Below are 18,924 nucleotides of genomic sequence, written 5' to 3'. Positions count from 1 at the left end.
TGATTCTCTCCCCTCCGGGCCGAACAGGTGATCTCCGTGAATCCAGACCTTCAAGCTCTTGAGTTGTGGCGTCATACTTTGGTAGCCAGCGTCCGCGCGCAGACCCCCGACCTCTCGGCGAGGCAGATGGCCTTGCTTCTATGCGTATATTTGACCGAAGGGCCGCACACGGTGCGCGGCCTGGCCTTGACGCTGGGCGTCTCCAAACCGGCGATCAGCCGCGCGCTCGACCGGCTGGGCGAGCTTGGCTATGTCCGCCGCAAGCGCGACGATATCGACCGCCGCAATGTCATGGTGCAGCGGACCGCCGACGGCGCTCTGTTCCTGATGGATTTTTCCGCCATGCTTCATTCGGCGCAGCAGCATCTTCTCCATGCGCCGCCGATTCCCGCGCTCGGCGATTTCGACATGCCGGAAGCCGGGGACGGTTTTGTCCCCTTGAAGCCCGCCCATGCCGAAGCCGGCTGGATCGACGCGGCGGAATAGCTATAATAGGGAGGCTATGACTTCCCCAATTCTTGATCCCCGTCTTTATGCCTACCGCCCCGACCTTGCCGACAAGGCTTTGTCCGGACAGGTCAAAGCGCCGCGTTATGCCGACGGAGCGATGGCGCGCGTGGCGGCGGGCAGGCTCGCGATGTTCGCCGCTCCCGATCTTTCCGGGCCGATGGTCAGCGAACTGCGCCTCGGCGAATTTGTCGACGTGTTCGAACGCAAGGACGGCGTCGCCTGGGTGCAAAATCGCAGCGACCGTTATGTCGGCTATGTCGCCGAGGCCGGTCTGGCGGATACGGTGATCGATCCGGCGTGGCGGATCGCGAATTTATGGACGTATCTTTATCCCGAACCGACTGTTAAATCCGTTCCCATCGATATATTGCCGTTCCCGGGGCACGTCGCCGTGGCGGGCGAGACGGGGGATGGATGGACGAGGCTGACGACCGGAGGATTCATCGTTTCAAGTCATCTGGAACCGGCCACGGCGTTTCATGCCGATTACGCCTTTACGGCGGGACGGCTGCTGCATGCGCCGTATCTGTGGGGAGGGCGGACGGCGTTGGGCGTCGATTGCTCCGGCCTCGTCCAGATGGCGCTGGAACTGGCGGATATCGACTGCCCGCGCGACAGCGACATGCAGCAGGCGGCTTTCGGCGCCGCGCCGCCATCGGATTGGCGGGACTATCCATTCGCGCGCGGCGATCTGGTGTTTTTCGCCAAGCCTCTGCATGTCGGAATCATGGCCGACGCAAGCCACCTCATTCATGCGGATGGCGACATTCATATGCGCGTGATTGCCCAGCCGCTCGCCGACGCCGTCGCGCGCCGGGGAGCGATCACAGCCATCGGGGCGGGGGAAAGTCTATCCCTTCGGCCACCTATTATGCAGCCATAGCCACTGCTCCGGGCGTTCGCGGATCCAGGATTCGAGCTGCGCGGTCATGATGCGCGTCAACTCGGCGGCGTCGGCGCTGCGGTTGCCTGTCGCGGGCGGCGTGTAGGGAACGAATTCCATGCGGAAATAGGCCTTGCCGCCGACGCGCTCGACCCGCGCCGCGCCGATAGGCAGATTGAATCTTATGGCCATTTCGGCGGGGGCGGGCGTCGTGCGCGCATCCATGCCGAAGAAAGGCACGGCGATGCCTTCGTTCAGCTTCTGGTCGATCAGGATACCGGCATAGCCGCCGCCGCGCAGATGGCGCATCAGCTGGATCGCGCCATCCGCGCCTTTAGGCAGCGCAAGGCAGGCGATTTTCTCCCGCGCCTTTTTAATCAGCCGGTCTACGTAGGGGTTGTTGGGCGCGCGATAGATCACCGCGAGCGGCATGCCCAGGCATCCCGCGACCAGCGGCCCGATTTCCCAGTTCGCCAGATGCCCGCCGACGATGATGCCGCCTTTGCCGCTTCGCGCCATGTCCTCGAAAATCGCCCGGCCCTCGCCGGAAATTCTGTCAAGCTTGACGAGATCGGGCAGGTGGGGATATTCGGCGCCGACCCGGCCGAGATTGTTCCACATGCCGCGAATGATCTTGGCTCGTTCCCGCGCCGTAAGCTGGGGCAGGGCGCGGCTCAGATTGCGCTCCGCCCGCCGCGACACGCCCATCAGCGGGCCGATGGCGGAAGCCAGCCATCCGCCGAATGCCGACGCGGCGTCGAGCGGCAGCAGGACGCATATCCCGTAAAATATATAAACGGGTATGGCCTCCAGAATATAACGAAGTTTACGAAGCGAATGACCAGGCATGATGAATGTTCGGTAAGAATTGGCGGATGGTGCGCGGATCGTCGAATTGGAGCTTGACCGCAAGCGTCTTGACGCGGCCGGCCCAGTCGGCAGGCAGCCTGACGGCGTCCTTGGCGGTGGTTAGAAGACCGGCATTCAGCGCCACGGCTTGCTTGTCGAGCGTTTCCATGTCGGTAGCGGTATAGGGGTAATGATCGGCAAAGCTTTCCGTGCCTGCGAGATGCAGACCGGCGTTGCGGCAAGTCTCGAAAAATTTCTCGGGCCGCGCAATGCCCGCAAAGGCAAGAAATTTCCCCGACGGCGGCAAATCCGGCAGAAATTCCGGAACGACCGCGGCGCGGAAAACCGGCTTCCCGGCGGGAATATGCGCCGCGACGCCATGGAGGTCTTCCCCGATGATCACGACGGCATGGCAGCGTTTGAGCGCATCGGCGAGGGATTCTCGAAGCGGCCCCGCGGGAAGGATCAATCCATTCCCGATTCCATAACCGCCGTCGATTACTAAAAACACGGCATCATAGGCAAGGCGGGGATTTTGCATCCCGTCATCGAAGATGACATGGCTCGCGCCGCCGATCTTGGCGGCGAGCGCGGCTTGGTAACGATCATGGCTGACGTAACAGGGGGCGGCCCGGACAAGCAGCAACGGCTCATCCCCTACGTCCGCCGCCGTATGATACAGGGGATCGACATGCACGACGCCATGCCCGATGCGCGCGCCATAACCGCGCGTGGCAATGGCGGGAAGTCCGCCAAGTTCCCGCAATATCTCGGCGATCGCGATCGTCACCGGCGTTTTTCCCGCGCCTCCGACCGTCACGTTGCCGACGCATATCGAGGGGATCGGGGTTTTCCTCTGCCGCGTGATCAAGCGGCGCAATTTTCCGGCGGCGTTCCATGTAAAAGCGACCGGCCCAAGCATCGTAGAAGCCGGGTGGCCCTTTTCCTGCCAGAAGCGCGGCTGGCGCATCATGCCAGGCCTGCTTGCTCTATCAGCGGCGCGAGGGCGGCGATCACGCGGTCATGCACCTGCCCTTGGGCCGTGGCGAAGGCTTTGGCGTTCTCGGCCATGGCGTCGCGCGCCGCGTTATCCTGCAGCATCGAACTCACGAAAGCGGCAAGCTCATCCGCGTTGCCCACTTGCTTGGCTGCTTTGGCCGCCAGCATTTGCTCCGCGACTTCCGCGATGTTGGCCATGAGAGGCCCGAAAGCTACGGCGCTGCCGAGCAAGGCCGGTTCGATGGGATTATGCCCGCCGACGGGAACGAACGATCCCCCGACACAACAGACGGGAACAAGTCGGTACAGCAATCCCATCTCGCCCATCGTATCGGCGAGATAGATGGCGGTCTCGGCGGCGGGCATTTGTTTGAGGCTGCGCTGCGCCGATGAAAATCCGGCCTTGGCGATTTCGGCGACGATGGCGGGCGCGCGCACGGGATGGCGCGGCGCGATGACGGTCAGCAGCGCCGGATAGTCTTGGATGAGGCTGCGATGAACTTCGAGCGCAATCGCTTCTTCGCCGTCATGGCTCTGGGCGAATAGCCAGACCGGCCTGTCCGTAATCGCGGCGGCCAGGGCCTCGCGCTTGTCCGCGTTATCGGGAAGGGGCAGCGCGGCGAATTTAAGATTTCCGCAATAGCCGACATTTTTCGCGCCGAGCGCCCGCAACGAGGCTTGCCCGGCTTCCGTTTGCGTCAGGCACACGGAAAAAGTTCCCAGTATGTCGCCGATCCAGCTTTTGAAACGCAGCCAGTTACGCTGCGACTCTACCGACATGCGGGCGTTGATGAAGGCCGCCGGAATCTTCCGCTTTCTGATTTCATAAAGAAGATTGGGCCAAAGCTCCGATTCGATCCATAGAGCGAGATCGGGCTGCCAATGCTCCATAAATCGGGTGACGCATTCCGGCACGTCGACCGGCACGAATTGATGGACGGTGCGCGGCGGCATTCTGGTCGCGAGAACCCGCGCCGACGTCACGGTGCCGGTCGTAATCAGAAAATGCGCGTGGGCGTGCTGCGCCGCGAGTTTCTGGATCAGCAGCAGCGTGGACATGACTTCGCCCACGCTGGCGGCGTGAATCCATACCAGCTTGCCTTCCGGGCGCTCATGCGAAGCGTAGCCGAAGCGCTCGGACAGGCGCTCGGCGTCTTCCTTGCCTTGCCGCTGGCGCGAGGAAAGGAAAATGCTCACGCCCGGCAGCATAAACTGCGTTGCGAAGCGATAAAGGGGATGCCACAAGTTCATTGTTTCGGGTGCGTAATGGTACTATGGTCAATCTAAGGAATCGGATGATCCTGCATGACAGGGGATTCACTGTCGGCGAATATACCGGTATTTAGCAGCATGAACATCACCTTTCTCGCTCATGGTTTTCGCGGCGATGTGCAGCCGTTCATTCCGCTGGCTGACGGCTTGCAGAAAGCCGGACATCGCGTGCTGTTCGCGGCGCCCACCAATTTTCGTCCGCTCGTTACGGAGCATGGGCTGGAGTTTTTCGATCTCGGCGTCGATGCCGAGGCTTTCGTGCAGCAGCCGGCGACTCAAAAATGGCTGAAGACAGGCAACAATCCCGTCGCCTATTTGCGTCAGGCCGCGCGCGTCATGCTGCCATTCATGGAAGATGTCACCGAGACGTCGCTTGAGGCGTGCAGGGGAGCCGATGCCGTCATCTTCTCGCCCGCGAGCTTTAACGGCTATCTGATCGCGGAGAAGCTGAAGATCAAGGCCGTGGGCGCGTTTCTCCAGCCGGTGATATATCCCGCCAGCGGTTATCCTTTTCCGATTGCTTCGCTTGCCAGCGCGGCCGCATGGATGATGGTCAAGCCCAGCATGCAGCGGATTCGGCGGCGGCTTGATATGCCCGCGGATTCCAATAAAAATATCTTCGCCAAAATGAAAGCCGAGCGCATGCCCATGCTGCATGGCTACAGCACGCAAATCGTGCCGCGCCCCGACTCGTGGCCGGAATGGGCGCGCACCGGCGGCTACTGGTTCCTGGATGCGCATAAGGAATGGAGGCCGCCACCGGCGCTCGAGCGGTTTTTGTCGGCGGGCGAGAAGCCGGTCTATATCGGCTTCGGCAGCATGTCGGTCGATGATCCCGAGGGCGTTCAAACGGCGATTACGCGTGCGATCTCCATGACCGGCGCGCGCGCGGTCGTGGCTGCCGGATGGTCGGGCCTGAGCGGGGAAGCGGCAAGCTCGGATCGAATATTTTCCGTCGCTTCCGCGCCGCACGACTGGCTGTTCCCGCGCGTCGCGGCGACGGTGCATCATGTGGGCGCGGGCACGACGGCGGCCTCGATGCGCGCGGGAACGCCGCAAGTGCCGGTGCCTTTCTTCGGAGATCAGCCATTCTGGGCCAAGCGGGCCACGGCGCTCGGAGTCGCTGCCAAGCCGATCCCATGCGAGAGGCTGACGGCGGAACGCTTGGCGCGAGGCATCGATCAGGCGCTGCGGCCCGCATGTATCAGCCGCGCCGCGGAGACGGGACAGCGCTTGAGAGCCGAAGACGGCGTCGCGCATGCCGTCAGGGATTTTCATCAGCTCATCGCGTCGGCCTCGCCGCCGCAGCCGCTATAAACGGCGTGGGAAATTTCCCTTGACTTCCCCTCCGGTTTCTGGCAATTATATACTTGACTGAACGGACGGAATATGGCATTCTCCAACCATAGGAGAACGGCCAATGCAGATTTCTAGCCCCATCTTTCACGACGAAACGGCAGCCCGGAAGCATCTGGAAGCTATGCGCTGGCCTAACGGCGCTCATTGCGCGTTCTGCGGCCAGACCGAAACCGTTAAGCCCCTGGGCGGCAAGTCCATGGGCGAAGGCTGGTATCATTGTCATGACTGCCGCAAGAAATTCACTGTCCGGGTCGGCACGATCTTCGAGCGGTCGCATATCCCATTGCATAAATGGCTTATGGGCTTCCGCCTCATGGCATCGAGCAAGAAGGGCGTATCGGCGCATCAACTGCACCGGACGCTGGAAATCACCTACAAATCGGCTTGGTTTATGGCGCACCGTATCAGGGAATGCATGGCCGAAGGCGGAAGTTTCTCCCCCATGGGCGGCGAAGGCAAAGTTGTGGAATGCGATGAAACCTTTGTTGGCGGCAAAGAAGGCAATAAGCACAAAAATAAAAAGGGCTTTGTCCGCAAGGCTCCCGTTGTTTCCCTGATTGAGCGTAACGGTCGCGTCCGTTCTTTCCATGTGCCGGAAGTTACGGCTAAGAATGTCGGCGTTATTCTGCATAGCCAGGTCTGCAAAAAGACCCGCATCATGACGGATGAAAGCACGGTCTATACCAAGCGTGTCATGACGGGCTTTGCCGGTCATGAAACCGTCAACCATAGCGCCGGGGAATATGGCCGTGGTGAAGCGCATATCAACAGCGCGGAGAACTATTTCAGCCTGTTAAAGCGCGGCATCACTGGTACGTTTCATCATGTGAGCCAGCAGCATTTGGCCCGCTATGTCGCGGAGTTTGATTTCCGTTTCAACACTCGGAAGATAACCGATGGAGAACGGACGGCAGTTGCCCTTAAAGGCGTAGAGGGCAAGCGCCTGACGTATCGACAAGCTAACGTCTGAAAAGTCCAGGAAAAGCCGCCGTAGTTGACTCTTGTGGCGATTGATTCGATCATACCCTCGGTGCTGGCCTATGCCAGTGCTGGGGCGTAAGAACCCCTATCAAACGCGGTCTTTGTGCGACCGTTATTCGCACTCCCCACCATATGGTCGGGGAGGCGCATGTGTATGTCCAGCCCAGAAATGGGTAAAGATGTGCGCGACCTCTCGTTTGATAGGTTTCTTAACTCCCCGATCACCAGATGGGGAGCCGAATATGAATAAAATGATCTCGCTTATTGCGCTGGGCATTTCGCTAGGCGCATGTCAGCAACAAGACCCATGCCTTAATGCATCAGACCGGGCGCAATGCCAGCAGATGGTCATGCAGCGGCAGCAAATGGCTTTGTCATATCTCGCCAATAGGCAGCGATCCTATACTCCGCAGCCATACATGATGCCGACACATACATATCAGCCAGCATATACCCCTCCACAACCCGCGCCATCTTATATCCCGCCAGCCCCGGTTTCGCAGCCGTCTCAAAACGCTTATCAGTGGTCGCAGAATTACATCAACAATCTGCCAACGCAAAAAGCGCAGCAATGCAGTATGACGCCTAACGGCGCTGGCGGTTTCATTCAGCGTTGCTGGTAGGCCGACATGAACATCAGGCGTGGCTTTTTTAGAATATGGATTGTGGCGTCTATAGTGTGGGCGATTGGCGTTGGTTGCGAATCTTATGAAGAAATAGCGAGAGAATTTGAAAAACCCCCAATAACTTTAACGAAAAAAGCTATAAAAGCTATCAATAGAGATTCCAAGTCCGACGAAGATGAATTTGAGAAAATTCTTATGGGAATCCCATCTTCCCAAAAAGATGAAAAAATATCCGACCAAGAATTTAATAAGTTTATGATGAGCGATAAGCCAGAAAATGGTGCGACCTTGGATGGTGAATCTGGCAAGGAAGCCCGCACTATTTTCGTAATTGCTAGAAAGGCCGTCCTTGCATTATCATTTCCCACGATAACTATTTGTATTTGGTTTTTAGGTGCATGGATAATAAAAGGTTTTTCTACGAAGTCTTCCACTTAACTAGAATTACTGCATCGTTTGCTTGATAGAATCCTTTTGAGATTTCATGCGCGATATGAAATCCGCCAACCCATATTGAAAAGCTTCTGCCGCCTCAAGCGGCATCACCAGACGCCCGATAACCACGCGATGAGTGGGGCCGGGATCGGAACTATGATCAACTCTATAGGAGGAAAACGTGATGTGGACATTCCCATTCGCAAAGGCAAAGCCCGTTGCTTCATCGGCGAATACGTCTGGAGCGTGCAAATTGTTGACGAGCGGAGGCATGTTTGTCATGCAAAATGTCCTTCCTAGAAAGATATGGAAATCAGAAGACGGCGTTTCCTGGAAGCTTATAGAATCATGATTTTGGGCTTTTGATCTTCTTTTTGGAAGACAAAGCCTTGGATTTTTTCTGACTCGACTCTCTGTGCAGCATGGGCGACATATTAAGCGCCCGTTTAAGCGCATCGTTCATGCGCTTATCGATTTCCTTGTTCTCATTTTCCTTCATTGTTGCACCATGAAAAGAAATAGACAGCACGACGCACTGACAGTACGCGGCTCTGATGTTAAGCAGAATTTGAGCCAAGAGCAATTAGCAGCTATTGGGGCGGTTACTATAGCATGGAACGAGATGGAATTGTTTATCAATTATCTCGTGTGCGTGTGCGCCTGGATTCCATGGCCACTAGTTTTAGAAGTCACAACACGAATAAATGGCCTCGAAGGACAGGTTCAAATTATCAGGAAATCCATAGAACTTCACGCCAGGATGAAGCTTATTGATGATGAGACGGTAAGAAATGTTGGAAGATCATTGGATGCAATTCTGGAGTTTAAGAAATATCGTGATGCCGTAGTTCATGCCCGCGTTCTGGATTCTGCCCATGGAATAGGTGAATTAATCAGAAAACAGGGCAAGCAGGAGGAAGTGCTTCTCACGGTTGAAGCGCTAACCGGCTTATATGATCGGCTCGCCCTGTTGCGAGAAGAACTTGTTTTGGCGTTTCTGATTTTCAGGACAATCTATCGTTCCGCCCCGCTGGATTCCTCTCGCGATGATCGGCCAAATAAACAATCGCTCGCACAAGCCATTCAAGCCTACACGGCTCAATTCCTTCCCCATCAGCAGGCTCGGCTATCTTTGCCGCCACTGCCATCATTTCCCGATCTACCCCCAATGCCTGACTGGACGGCAACGCCGCCAGCCAGTGTTCAGAATTGAAATCAATAGCACCGGCCTGTCCCGCCTCTTTTCCCACTTTAGCCCTCGTTCAGTCAAGTATATAATTGCCCGGTTTCTGTTATTGACAATCCAGGGCGTGGTGCGCCCAAAATTCGAACAGCCCGCCTGATGAAAATCCGGCGGGTTTTTTGTTGTCCGTTTCGCCGAAGAAAAAACCGAATTGCCCGCTCATGGAATTTGCCGGAAAGCGGCGGATTTTCTGGGAAAAACGAGCGTGCGGACGCTAAAAAACCGCGAAACCCGCAATTTCAAAACAGGAGGTGAGAGTCGCCATTTTTCGGGATCGTCCGGGCGCGCCTCGCACTGCGCTTAAGCGGCGGGCTGAATCGATGCCAGCAGCGCGTCGCGTTCCAGCGGCCAGTTGATGATCTGCAATTTGCCGTCCATATGCTCGACCAGCGCGGTATAGGATTCGACCCAGTCGCCGTCGTTGCAGTATAGAATATCGCCGATCATGCGCATTTCGGCATGATGGATATGGCCGCAGACGACGCCGCTCGCCCCTTTGCGCCTGGCTTCCATGACTATGAAGTTCTCATAATCGCCAATATGTTCCACGGCATTCTTGACTTTATGCTTGAGGTAAGCGGAAAGCGACCAATATGAAAATCCCAATTTGCGCCGTATGTAATTCAGCACGACATTGAAGCCGAGCAGCATCGTGTAAGCGGCGTCGCCGACATGCGCCAGCCATTTGGCGCAGCCCATGACGGCGTCGAACTGGTCGCCATGGATGATGAGCAGCTTCTTGCCGTCCGCCGTCGTATGGATGATGTCGTTGGTGACCAGAACGCCGCCGAAATTCAGCCCCAGATAATCCCGCGCGGCTTCGTCGTGATTGCCGGGAAGGAAGATGACTTGCGCGCCCTTATGCGCGCGGCGCAGCAGCTTTTGAATGACGTCGTTATGTTCTTGCGGCCAATACCAGCGTTTGCGCAACTGCCAGCCATCGACGATATCGCCGACCAGATACAGATATTCGGAAGCGGTGTGGCGCAAAAAATCCAACAGCAAATCCGCGCGGCATCCGCGCGTGCCGAGATGGATGTCGGATATCCAGATTGAGCGGAATCGCAATTCGCGATGTCCCGCGGAGTCCGGTATGGAGGCCTGATCGTCGGGCATGATTCTCCTTTGGAAGAGAATAGCCTAGATTCCAGCGACTGTCATGCCTTCGATTCTCAGCGTAGGGGATTCATAAGCGAGGCGAAGTTCGAGATCGTTCGCCGCCGTCAGCCGCTGAAACATATCGAGCAAATTTCCGGCGATGGTCATTTCGTTGACCGCATGGGCGATGCGGCCGTTTTCGATCCAGAAGCCGCTCGCCCCACGGCTATAATCTCCCGTTACGCCATTCACGCCCATGCCAATCAATTCCGTGACATAGAGGCCTTCGCGAATGTCGCTTATCAGCTCGGTGGGAGAGAGTTTGCCTGGGGCGATATGCAGATTGCTGGCTCCTGGGCCGGGCGGGCCGCTTGCGCCGCGTCCGGCATGGCCCGTGCTTTGCAACTTAAGCTGCCGCGCCGAGCGCAGATCCAGAATCCATGAGGTCAGCATGCCGTCATCGATGAAGCGGCGGCTTGCCGTCGGAATGCCTTCGGCGTCGAAAGGCCGGGAGCGCGGTCCGCGCGCGCGATGCGGATCGTCGATCACGGCGAAGCCGGAGGGAAAAATCTTCTGATCGAGCTTGTCTTTCAGAAAGCTGGTGCCGCGCGCGATCCCCGCGCCGTTGATCGCCGAAGCCAGATGGCCGAGTATGGAAGACGCGATGCGCGGCTCCATGACGACCGGAATTCTGGCGGTCGGCATTTTTCTGGGATTGAGTCGCTTGACGGCGCGTTCTCCGGCGCCGCGGCCTATGGCTTCGGGGGATTTCATATCGGCGCGATAGACCGCGCTGGTGTAATCGTAATCGCGCTCCATGCCGGTGCCTTCGCCCGCGATGACCGCCGTCGAGGCTCCCCACTGGCTGCGTTTGTAATGGCCCTCGAAGCCGTTGCTTTGCAGCAGGCAGACTTCCACGCGGCCCCAATCGCTCGAAGCCTCGTCGCTGGTGGTAATGCCGGGGACGGCCAGCGCCGCTTCTTCCATCGCCCGCGTCGCGGCGACCAGTTCCTCGGTTGTCGGTTCGGCGGGGTCGTTGATATCCAGCGCGGGAGGATTGACGGCAATCTGGGCTGGATCGGCCAGGCCGCAGAACGGGTCTTCCGGAGCCAGCTTCGCCATGTTGACGGCGCGGTCGAGCATTTCGGATAAAGCGCGCTCTGAAAAATCGGTGGTAGAGACGATGGATTGCCGCTTGCCGATCAGCAGCCGCAGGCCGATTTGCGACGTTTCAGCCTGATCCACGCTTTCGATCTGGCGCAGGCGCATCCGCACGCTGCGCGATTGCTCTTGCGCGAACAGGATGTCGACGCCATCAACGCCTTTGGTGCGCGCGCGTTTCAGCAGATCGGAGAGAAGATTACGGGGGTCGAAGTCGCTCATGGGAACCATTGGAACAAATGCTGAGTTTATATAATAGGTCTATTATGCGGAAACCCCAAGCCGGATTAATGAATTCCGCATTTTCAATTATTACCCCCGCCGCTGCCCGGCCTGCCAGTTGCTCGACCATGCCGGAACCTGCTCGGCGGGCATGGCCTTGGCGATGTAATAGCCTTGCGCGAGATCGCAGCCTTTTTCGGCCAGCATGCCCCAGGCGCGGATATCCTCGACGCCTTCGGCCACGATCTTGAGTCCGAGATTATGGCCGAGATCGATGATGGCGTTGACGATCACGCGGCAGTCGCGGCTCGTCGCCATGTCCATGACGAAGCTTTTGTCGATCTTCATTTCGCTGAACGGCATGCGCTGCAATTCGCGCAAGGAAGAATGGCCGGTGCCGAAATCGTCGATGGCGAGGCCGAAGCCGCGCAGCCGTAGCCGCAGCAGGACGTCCATCGTCCGCTTGGTATCGCGCATGGCCTCGGTTTCGGTGACTTCGAGAATGATCTGCTCGGGAGGAACCTTGGCGCGCGCGCACATATCGCCGATCTGGTCGGGAAGGGTGAGGTCGAGCAGCGAGCTCGCGGTGACGTTGATCGCCACGGTGATCGTAAGTCCGGCTTCGCGCCATGCGGCGACGGCGGCGACGGCTTGATTCAGCACATAATGGGTGATCGGCTGCAGCATCCCGTCTTCCTGAGCGCGGTCGAGGAAATCGCCCGGAAAGAGCAGGCCGCGGCTCGGATGCAGCCAGCGCAGCAGCGCCTCGGTTCCGAACAGGGTTCTTTCGGTGATGCTGACGACCGGCTGAAAATACGGCACCAGCTGTCCGGCGGCCAGCGCCTGGGCGATATCCGCTCCGGCGACTTCGGACACTTCGCCGCCGCGCAATTCCAGCAGCGCGGCGCGCAGTTGCTGCACATCGATCGGTTTTTCGAAGACGGCGAAGACATCGAGGCCGTGCGCGCTGCCCAGACGGCGGGCGCTGTTCAATACCCGCAGGTCGGAGCCGCTGATGAGGCAGATTTTCGCGTTGCGCGCCTTGTTCGCCAGCACCCGCAGCCATTCCACGCCGTCCATGCCCGGCATCATCAAATCGAGGACGATCACGTCCGGCGTGAAGGCCGCCAGCTCGGCGAATACGGCGTCGGCGGTCGGCGCCTGGCGCACTTCGTAATGAAGATCGACGGCGATTTCCGCGACCAGTTCGCAAATGTCGGGTTCGTCGTCGATGGCGAGGAGGCGCATGTTTTTTATCCTGTTGTTCTACGCTGAATCCGCGGAGCGCGCGCCGCTCTCGACTTCTTTTAATTGTTCCGCGATGGCGCGATGGACATCGGGCATGGTGTAGGGTTTTTCGATGAAGCGCACCGGATTTTCTTGCAGGAACTCGCTTACGAAAGTCGTCAGCGTATCGCCGGTCAGGAAGATAGTGCGATTCTTGTAACGCGGCAAATCCTTGCAGATTTCCCGGTACATGGTCGGCCCGTCCATCACCGGCATCCGCATATCGCTCAGGATCAGGTCGAATTCCTTGCTGCGCAGCTTGTCGAGCGCGACCTGGCCGTTGATGGCGAAATCGAATGTATGCCCATGTTCCGCCAGCAGGTCGGCCAGGGTTTGCGCGAGTTCGAATTCGTCATCGACCAGAAGCAGCCGCAAGGATTTCTTGGCGGCCGCCGCTTCGGGAACGGCGCTTTCGACGGCTGCGATTTGCTGCGATTGCCCCGGAATCGGCAGCGTGATGACAAAAGTAGCGCCGCCGCCGGGCGTGTCCTGCAAATCCAGATGACCGTTATGCGCCACGACGATATTCAGGCATAGCGAAAGCCCGACTCCCGTGCCGGTGCCGGGGGCTTTGGTGGTGTAAAAAGGCTCGAACACGCGTGCCCGGATTTCCTTGGGAATGCCGGGGCCGGTATCGGCAATGGTCAGATAGACCTGTTGCGGCGAGCCGGAGAGATAGCTTTTCACCGTGATGTTGCGTGGGCCGGTCCACGCCTGCATGGCTTGAGCGCCGTTGAGCACAAGGTTCGAGATCACCTGGGTGAATTGATCCTGGTCGCCGATGATTTGCGGCAGGTTGGGATCGAGCTCCAGCGTAAGCTGCACATTCTCGGTGCGAAGCTGGTAGGTGAGGAGTTCCAGCCCCTGGCTGACCGCCTCATTGACTTGCATGAGCTTGTGTTCCGGGGGCTTGCGCCGCGCGATAGCCAGAAAGCTTTTGACGATGCGGCTGCAGCGTTCGGCGGCGGTGAATATTTTCTCGCCTCGGCTGATGGTCTTGGGCTCCTTGGAGCTTTCCTTGAGCAAGGTCGCCTGGCCGACGATCACCGACAACGGGTTATTCAATTCGTGCGCCACGCCTGCCAGAAGGCCGCCCAGAGCCGCCATTTTTTCGCTTTGCTGCAAGGCTTCCTGCTGCTTGACGATTTGCTCTTCCGCCTGTTTGCGGTCGGATAAATCATACAGGCCGAGCACGGCGGCCATTTCGCCCTGATAATCGATGACGCGGGCGGAGACCGCGACCGGCGTGCTGCGGCCGTCTTGATGATGCAGCACCATTTCTTTCATGTTGAGCTGCTTCTGAGCGGCGATTTCAGCAAGCATTTCCGCCGTGCCGTCCGCGAAGAACTTATGGATGTTCGAGCCGAACAAGCCGGACGGCGGCACGCCCATGAGAGGTTCCGCGCCGGGGCTGGCATACATGATCTGCCCGGTTCCCAGCTTGACGATCATGACCGGCACCGGGTGCGCCTCGGTGATGCTGCGGAATCTGGCCTCGCTGAGGCGCATCGCCCATTCGCTGCGTTTCTTCGCGGTAATATCGCCGATCGATCCGACGAGGCGGATGATCTTGCCGTTTTCGTGGTCGCGCACGGCGACGGCGGTGGCGAAGAGCCATAGGGTATGGCCATCCGGTCTGGCGAGCCTGAACTCGGCGCTCAAGGTGTTCTTTCCGCTTCGCCGGAATTGCCGCAAGGTCTGGCGCAGTTTCGGGCGATCGGCGGCGTCGATCATCCGCCACAGATGCTTAAGCCCCTTGACGCTGCCTTTGAGATTGTGGCCGACGATCCGTTTGCAGCGATCCGAGAAATAAACCCTTCCGCTCGCCAATGTCCAATCGTAAAGGCCTTCGTTTGCCGCCTGCGCCGCGAGCAGAAAGCGCTCGTTGCTTTGCTGCAGGGCGCGTTCCTTGATTTCGCGCTCGGCGGTGAATTGACCGGAAATCACGGCCGCGAAAACAATCGCCGCCACGGCGGCGGCGATGTAAATCATATTGTCGAGATTGATCGGAATATTAAGGTATCCCAATTCCTGCAACGGACGCACGAGCGCGCCGCTGAGAAAAACGAGAAAGGCGACGATATGCGTGATCGAGCCGGGAATGCCGAGAGACATGCCTTTCAATCCGACGAACAACAATAATGACAGCGTCGCCGCTCCCATGAGCGGAAGAAATTTGTCGATTTGCGCGGGGGCGAAGAAAACCCCTGCCGCCAACGCCGCAATTTCCAGCACCATGAGGCCGAACAAGGCCTGCCGCATGGTTGGCATGTGCGATTCAAGATCGAGAAAGTCGATGGTAAAAAATATGCAGACCAGAAAGAACAGCAGCATCGACAGATTGCGCGTCATTTCGCGAACCACGGGGTCGGTCATGCCGACCATGGACATGACCGTGTCGTTGGCGAACACCATATGGTTCGTGAGCAGCAGCAGCATGAAAATAAGCAACAGCTGGCTAAAATTTCGGAAGACGATCCAGATGAAAAATAAATAACAGCAAGCCGTCAGCATCGTGCCGGCCAAAAGCCCGAAAATGACGTTGCCCCAGACTTCCTTGGAATCGAGGATATTCTGAATGACGCCGTTATTCGCCGCCAGGGCAGGAGAAGATGCGCCGATCAACAGCAGCAGGAGGGCGATGGGCGCGGCGCTGCCAATCCCGACGGCATCCTTTGTTGCGGATGCACAGTCGTTTTTTTGCGCCGGTAAAGTTGGAACTGGAAATGTCCGCATTTGGTGCGTATGGTGACGGCGGAATCTTAATAACTCGTTGATTACTCGACAATTCGTTACGACTCAGGAACGAAAATGACCCAAAGAAACGACGGGCGGACTACTGACGACGAAGCATTGGCGTTCCATGCTTCGGGACGGCCGGGAAAACTGCAAATAACCCCTACGAAGCCGCTGACGACGGCCAGAGACTTGTCGCTGGCCTATTCGCCCGGCGTGGCCGTGCCATGCCTGCGCATTCACGCCGATCCGGCCGCGGCTTATGATTATACGACGAAGGGCAATCTGGTCGCGGTGATCTCCAACGGCACCGCGGTGCTGGGACTGGGCGATCTTGGCGCGCTGGCGTCGAAGCCGGTCATGGAAGGCAAGGCGGTTTTGTTCAAGCGCTTTGCCGACGTGGACGGGATCGATCTCGAAGTCGACACGCGCGATGTCGATGAATTCGTCAATTGCGTGAGATTTCTCGGGCCTTCGTTCGGAGGCATCAATCTGGAAGACATCAAGGCGCCCGACTGCTTCATCATCGAACAGCGTTTGCGCGAATTGATGGATATACCGGTTTTTCATGACGATCAGCACGGCACGGCGATCATCGCCACGGCGGGTCTTATCAACGCGCTTGATGTTACGGGCAGGAAAGCAAGGAATACCCGCATCGTCGTCAACGGAGCGGGGGCTTCGGCCATTGCCTGCGTCGAGCTGTTCAAATCCATGGGCATCCCCCATGAAAATGTCATCATGTGCGACACCAAAGGCGTGCTGTATGAGGGGCGCGCCGAAGGCATGAATCAATGGAAATCGGCTCATGCCGTGCCGACCGAATTCCGCACTCTGGAAGAAGCGGTGAACGGAGCGGATATCCTGGTCGGGCTGTCGGCCAAGGGAGCGTTCACGCCCGCCATGATCAAGAGCATGGCGAAAAATCCCGTCATATTCGCGATGGCCAACCCCGATCCGGAAATCACGCCTGAGGAAGTTCGCGCCGTGCGCCGCGACGCGATCATGGCCACCGGACGCTCGGATTATCCGAACCAGATCAACAATGTTTTAGGCTTCCCGTATATTTTCCGTGGCGCGCTCGACGTACGCGCATCCACGATCAACGACGAGATGAAGGTCGCCGCCGCCCGCGCGCTGGCCGAACTGGCCCGCGCGGACGTTCCGGACGAAGTCGATGCGGCCTATGGCGGCCGCAGGCTGCGCTATGGGCCGGAATATATCATCCCGGTGCCGTTCGATCCGCGTCTGGTCGTCAAAATACCCGCCGCCGTTGCTAAAGCGGCGATGGATAGCGGCGTCGCGCGCAAGCCGATCCCGGATATGGCCGCCTATGAGCGCGAACTGCGCGCGCGGCTCGATCCGACGGCGGACAGCCTCGAATTGATTTTCGAGCAGGTGCAAAGCAATCCGCGCCGCGTGGTCTTTGCCGAAGGCGAAGAGGAGCGGGCCATTCGCGCCGCGCTGCAATTCAAGGCCTCCGGACTCGGCACGCCGATTCTGGTCGGGCGCGAGGAAATCATCAAAACCAAGCTTGAGCAGATGCAATTGCCGGGCGGCGACGAACTGGAAATTCATAACGCCCGCCTTTCGCGCCACAACGAAAAATACCGCAGCTATATATATAGCCGGCTGCAGCGGCGCGGCTATATGCTGCGCGACTGCCAGCGGATGGTGAACCAGAACCGCAACGTCTTCGCCGCCGCCATGGTGGCGATGGGCGACGCCGACGCGGTCGTGACCGGCTTGACGCGCAGTTTCGTGGTTTGCTTCGACGATATGCGCAAGGTCATCGATTCCGACGGCGATTGCGGCGCGTTCGGCCTTTCGATGGCAATCGCGCCGCCCGACCGCACGGTATTCCTGGCGGATACTGCCGTTAATATCGAGCCGAACCCGCAGCGAATGGCGGAAATTGCCATTCGCACGGCGGCTTGGGCGGAGCGTTTGGGACACCAGCCGCGCGTGGCGTTCCTGTCTTATGCCAGCTTCGGCCAGCCCCAGCGCGGCAGAGCCGAGCAAATCCGCCAGGCGATGCGCATTCTCGACGAGCGTAAGGTTAATTTCGAGTATGACGGCGAAATGTCGGCGGATGTCGCGCTCGATATCGAGCTTATGAAACGGCTGTATCCTTTCAGCCGCCTGTCGGATGCCGCCAATATCCTGGTGATGCCCAACCTGCAATCGGCGCATATCGCGGCTAAAATCCTGCATAAAATGGGCCGGGGAACGGTGATCGGCCCTATTCTGAAAGGGCTTAGCCAGCCGGTGCAGATCGTGCAAATGGGCGCGACGGTATCGGATTTGGTCACTACGGCGGTCTTTGCCGCTTACGGCTCGATCGTTAAGTAAAAATCCGTTTTTACTTTCAAGATTGTTTGGTAGGTTGGCTTATCAATTTAACTTGGGGAGTAGAATATTATGACTGATTTTGATCCTGGCATTGGTGAACCGGCTCCTACGCCGAAGGCTCCTTCCAAATCATGGGTTGGGTATGTCGTCGGCAGCGTCGGCATTTTAGCCGTGGCAGGCGCCGCAGCTGCGGTTCTCGTCCAGCGTAACACTGCTAAACAGGATGCCGCTGCATCCGCAGCTAGCGCCTCCGCCGCCGCATCGGCTCAGGCGGCCCAGATTGCAGCCTTGACGAAAACCGTTGAAGAATTGAAGGATGCCGGCGCTCCGCAGCCCGCGCCTTCGGCAGCTCCGGTAGCCACTGTTTCGTCAAAGCCTGTGACTTCGTCTTCTCCTAATTTTGAAGCGCCATCCGAAGCGCCTGCTGCACAACCTGCCGCCAAAGTTTCTGTAAAGTCGGCTGCGCTTGGCAGCTATAAGGACAGCTATGCTGTCGCAGGACAGGGCATTACGCTTGACGAAGGTGTTCCAAAACTCGCCAGCGAAATTCCAGGCGGCCTTCTTTCGGTGGAATGCAACCCGAAATCGGGTCACGAAAAACTCACGATCCGCCCCAGGCCCTATAGCGACGGCAATGGCGGCATTGAAATCATCTGTACGGATCTGTCGCTCTATAAGGCTGGCGCTAATGAGACGCAGTATCCTGTTGGGCGTGCTATCGGTGATGGTCTGCCTGATTGTCAAGGCAAGCAGGTAGCCACCCCTGTCACAGGCACCCAGGGCGAAATTGCAGTAGCGGGAACCAATGGTTTTGCCGTCTATGTTTGCCGCGAGCCGAAGCGGGCGAAATCGAAGACTGAAATGTCTCCGGCGCTGCGCCAAAAGCTGGGCTTCGGCGAGTAAGACAAGAC

At 58.3% G+C, this 18,924-nt stretch carries 17 protein-coding genes; 9 read left to right on the top strand and 8 right to left on the bottom strand.

What is annotated here, in order from left to right:
• The first annotated feature begins 36 nt into the window (after nucleotides 1-36).
• Complete coding sequence (locus tag WDO70_05235; protein ID MEJ0062604.1) at nucleotides 37-486, top strand: MarR family transcriptional regulator; 450 nt, start codon at nucleotides 37-39, stop codon at nucleotides 484-486.
• A 16-nt stretch (nucleotides 487-502) separates the two neighbouring features.
• Nucleotides 503-1,393 (top strand): NlpC/P60 family protein, encoded by an 891-nt coding sequence (locus WDO70_05230; protein MEJ0062603.1) that lies wholly within the window; start codon nucleotides 503-505, stop codon nucleotides 1,391-1,393.
• Here WDO70_05230 and WDO70_05225 read toward each other — a convergent pair.
• The 3 genes from WDO70_05225 to WDO70_05215 are packed head-to-tail and all read right to left on the bottom strand — an operon-like array spanning nucleotide 1,361 to nucleotide 4,438.
• Nucleotides 1,361-2,242, bottom strand: coding sequence for a lysophospholipid acyltransferase family protein (locus WDO70_05225; protein MEJ0062602.1), 882 nt, complete (start codon nucleotides 2,240-2,242; stop codon nucleotides 1,361-1,363). The two genes, WDO70_05230 and WDO70_05225, sit on opposite strands and share 33 nt — an antisense overlap.
• Nucleotides 2,220-3,215 (bottom strand): tetraacyldisaccharide 4'-kinase, encoded by a 996-nt coding sequence (gene lpxK, locus WDO70_05220; GenBank protein ID MEJ0062601.1) that lies wholly within the window; start codon nucleotides 3,213-3,215, stop codon nucleotides 2,220-2,222. Before lpxK ends, WDO70_05225 begins: the two co-directional genes overlap by 23 nt.
• The gene (locus tag WDO70_05215) at nucleotides 3,212-4,438 is read right to left on the bottom strand and encodes a 3-deoxy-D-manno-octulosonic acid transferase (protein ID MEJ0062600.1); all 1,227 of its coding nucleotides are present in this window, start codon (nucleotides 4,436-4,438) and stop codon (nucleotides 3,212-3,214) included. The genes lpxK and WDO70_05215 overlap by 4 nt, the downstream gene beginning before the upstream one ends.
• Nucleotides 4,439-4,546: 108 nt before the next feature.
• On the opposite strand from WDO70_05215, the gene WDO70_05210 reads away from it, so the two are divergent.
• The 4 genes from WDO70_05210 (at nucleotide 4,547) to WDO70_05195 (ending at nucleotide 7,917) form a co-directional block, all read left to right on the top strand.
• Nucleotides 4,547-5,830 (top strand): glycosyltransferase, encoded by a 1,284-nt coding sequence (locus WDO70_05210; protein MEJ0062599.1) that lies wholly within the window; start codon nucleotides 4,547-4,549, stop codon nucleotides 5,828-5,830.
• Between the two features lie 103 nt (nucleotides 5,831-5,933).
• Complete coding sequence (locus WDO70_05205) at nucleotides 5,934-6,842, top strand: IS1595 family transposase (protein ID MEJ0062598.1); 909 nt, start codon at nucleotides 5,934-5,936, stop codon at nucleotides 6,840-6,842.
• A 253-nt stretch (nucleotides 6,843-7,095) separates the two neighbouring features.
• Nucleotides 7,096-7,476 carry a hypothetical protein gene (locus WDO70_05200; protein ID MEJ0062597.1) on the top strand — a complete coding sequence of 127 codons (381 nt, stop codon included), beginning with the start codon at nucleotides 7,096-7,098 and terminating at the stop codon, nucleotides 7,474-7,476.
• 6 nt (nucleotides 7,477-7,482) lie between these two features.
• The gene (locus tag WDO70_05195; protein MEJ0062596.1) at nucleotides 7,483-7,917 is read left to right on the top strand and encodes a hypothetical protein; all 435 of its coding nucleotides are present in this window, start codon (nucleotides 7,483-7,485) and stop codon (nucleotides 7,915-7,917) included.
• Nucleotides 7,918-7,923: 6 nt separating this feature from the next.
• On the opposite strand, the gene WDO70_05190 is transcribed toward WDO70_05195, so the two are convergent.
• Entirely contained in the window at nucleotides 7,924-8,196 is a 273-nt protein-coding gene (locus WDO70_05190; GenBank protein MEJ0062595.1) for a hypothetical protein, read from the bottom strand.
• 226 nt (nucleotides 8,197-8,422) lie between these two features.
• Between WDO70_05190 and WDO70_05185 the strand changes: the two genes are divergently transcribed.
• On the top strand, nucleotides 8,423-9,127 hold the full coding sequence (locus WDO70_05185; GenBank protein MEJ0062594.1) for a hypothetical protein: 705 nt from the start codon (nucleotides 8,423-8,425) through the stop codon (nucleotides 9,125-9,127).
• 330 nt (nucleotides 9,128-9,457) lie between these two features.
• On the opposite strand, the gene WDO70_05180 is transcribed toward WDO70_05185, so the two are convergent.
• The 4 genes from WDO70_05180 to WDO70_05165 all read right to left on the bottom strand — a co-directional run bounded on the left by WDO70_05180 (nucleotide 9,458) and on the right by WDO70_05165 (nucleotide 15,661).
• Nucleotides 9,458-10,273, bottom strand: coding sequence for a UDP-2,3-diacylglucosamine diphosphatase (locus WDO70_05180; protein MEJ0062593.1), 816 nt, complete (start codon nucleotides 10,271-10,273; stop codon nucleotides 9,458-9,460).
• A 24-nt stretch (nucleotides 10,274-10,297) separates the two neighbouring features.
• Entirely contained in the window at nucleotides 10,298-11,638 is a 1,341-nt protein-coding gene (locus WDO70_05175) for a TldD/PmbA family protein (GenBank protein ID MEJ0062592.1), read from the bottom strand.
• 90 nt (nucleotides 11,639-11,728) lie between these two features.
• Entirely contained in the window at nucleotides 11,729-12,886 is a 1,158-nt protein-coding gene (locus WDO70_05170; protein MEJ0062591.1) for an EAL domain-containing response regulator, read from the bottom strand.
• 18 nt (nucleotides 12,887-12,904) lie between these two features.
• Nucleotides 12,905-15,661, bottom strand: coding sequence for an ATP-binding protein (locus WDO70_05165; GenBank protein ID MEJ0062590.1), 2,757 nt, complete (start codon nucleotides 15,659-15,661; stop codon nucleotides 12,905-12,907).
• Nucleotides 15,662-15,736: 75 nt separating this feature from the next.
• Here WDO70_05165 and WDO70_05160 point away from each other — a divergent pair, with 75 nt between their 5' ends.
• Together WDO70_05160 and WDO70_05155 are read left to right on the top strand one after the other, a co-directional pair.
• Nucleotides 15,737-18,013, top strand: coding sequence for an NADP-dependent malic enzyme (locus tag WDO70_05160; protein MEJ0062589.1), 2,277 nt, complete (start codon nucleotides 15,737-15,739; stop codon nucleotides 18,011-18,013).
• 69 nt (nucleotides 18,014-18,082) lie between these two features.
• On the top strand, nucleotides 18,083-18,916 hold the full coding sequence (locus WDO70_05155) for a hypothetical protein (protein ID MEJ0062588.1): 834 nt from the start codon (nucleotides 18,083-18,085) through the stop codon (nucleotides 18,914-18,916).
• Nucleotides 18,917-18,924 lie beyond the last annotated feature (8 nt).

The organism is Alphaproteobacteria bacterium, from assembly GCA_037200005.1.
Classification (GTDB): Bacteria; Pseudomonadota; Alphaproteobacteria; order UBA9219; family RFNS01; genus JBBCGY01.
The sequence above is the reverse complement of the archived record's forward strand: the minus strand, read 5'-3'. Positions and strand labels throughout refer to the sequence as shown.

Excerpts from the sequence above, each read along its gene's own strand:
- WDO70_05205 (MEJ0062598.1), top strand. The coding sequence starts at position 5,934 with ATGCAGATTTCTAGCCCCATCTTTCACGACGAAACGGCAGCCCGGAAG.
- WDO70_05155 (MEJ0062588.1), top strand. The coding sequence starts at position 18,083 with ATGACTGATTTTGATCCTGGCATTGGTGAACCGGCTCCTACGCCGAAG.
- lpxK (MEJ0062601.1), bottom strand. The coding sequence starts at position 3,215 with ATGATGCGCCAGCCGCGCTTCTGGCAGGAAAAGGGCCACCCGGCTTCT.
- WDO70_05165 (MEJ0062590.1), bottom strand. The coding sequence starts at position 15,661 with ATGCGGACATTTCCAGTTCCAACTTTACCGGCGCAAAAAAACGACTGT.
- WDO70_05180 (MEJ0062593.1), bottom strand. The coding sequence starts at position 10,273 with ATGCCCGACGATCAGGCCTCCATACCGGACTCCGCGGGACATCGCGAA.
- WDO70_05185 (MEJ0062594.1), top strand. The coding sequence starts at position 8,423 with ATGAAAAGAAATAGACAGCACGACGCACTGACAGTACGCGGCTCTGAT.
- WDO70_05195 (MEJ0062596.1), top strand. The coding sequence starts at position 7,483 with ATGAACATCAGGCGTGGCTTTTTTAGAATATGGATTGTGGCGTCTATA.
- WDO70_05160 (MEJ0062589.1), top strand. The coding sequence starts at position 15,737 with ATGACCCAAAGAAACGACGGGCGGACTACTGACGACGAAGCATTGGCG.
- WDO70_05210 (MEJ0062599.1), top strand. The coding sequence starts at position 4,547 with ATGACAGGGGATTCACTGTCGGCGAATATACCGGTATTTAGCAGCATG.
- WDO70_05225 (MEJ0062602.1), bottom strand. The coding sequence starts at position 2,242 with ATGCCTGGTCATTCGCTTCGTAAACTTCGTTATATTCTGGAGGCCATA.
- WDO70_05175 (MEJ0062592.1), bottom strand. The coding sequence starts at position 11,638 with ATGAGCGACTTCGACCCCCGTAATCTTCTCTCCGATCTGCTGAAACGC.
- WDO70_05230 (MEJ0062603.1), top strand. The coding sequence starts at position 503 with ATGACTTCCCCAATTCTTGATCCCCGTCTTTATGCCTACCGCCCCGAC.
- WDO70_05200 (MEJ0062597.1), top strand. The coding sequence starts at position 7,096 with ATGAATAAAATGATCTCGCTTATTGCGCTGGGCATTTCGCTAGGCGCA.
- WDO70_05170 (MEJ0062591.1), bottom strand. The coding sequence starts at position 12,886 with ATGCGCCTCCTCGCCATCGACGACGAACCCGACATTTGCGAACTGGTC.
- WDO70_05190 (MEJ0062595.1), bottom strand. The coding sequence starts at position 8,196 with ATGACAAACATGCCTCCGCTCGTCAACAATTTGCACGCTCCAGACGTA.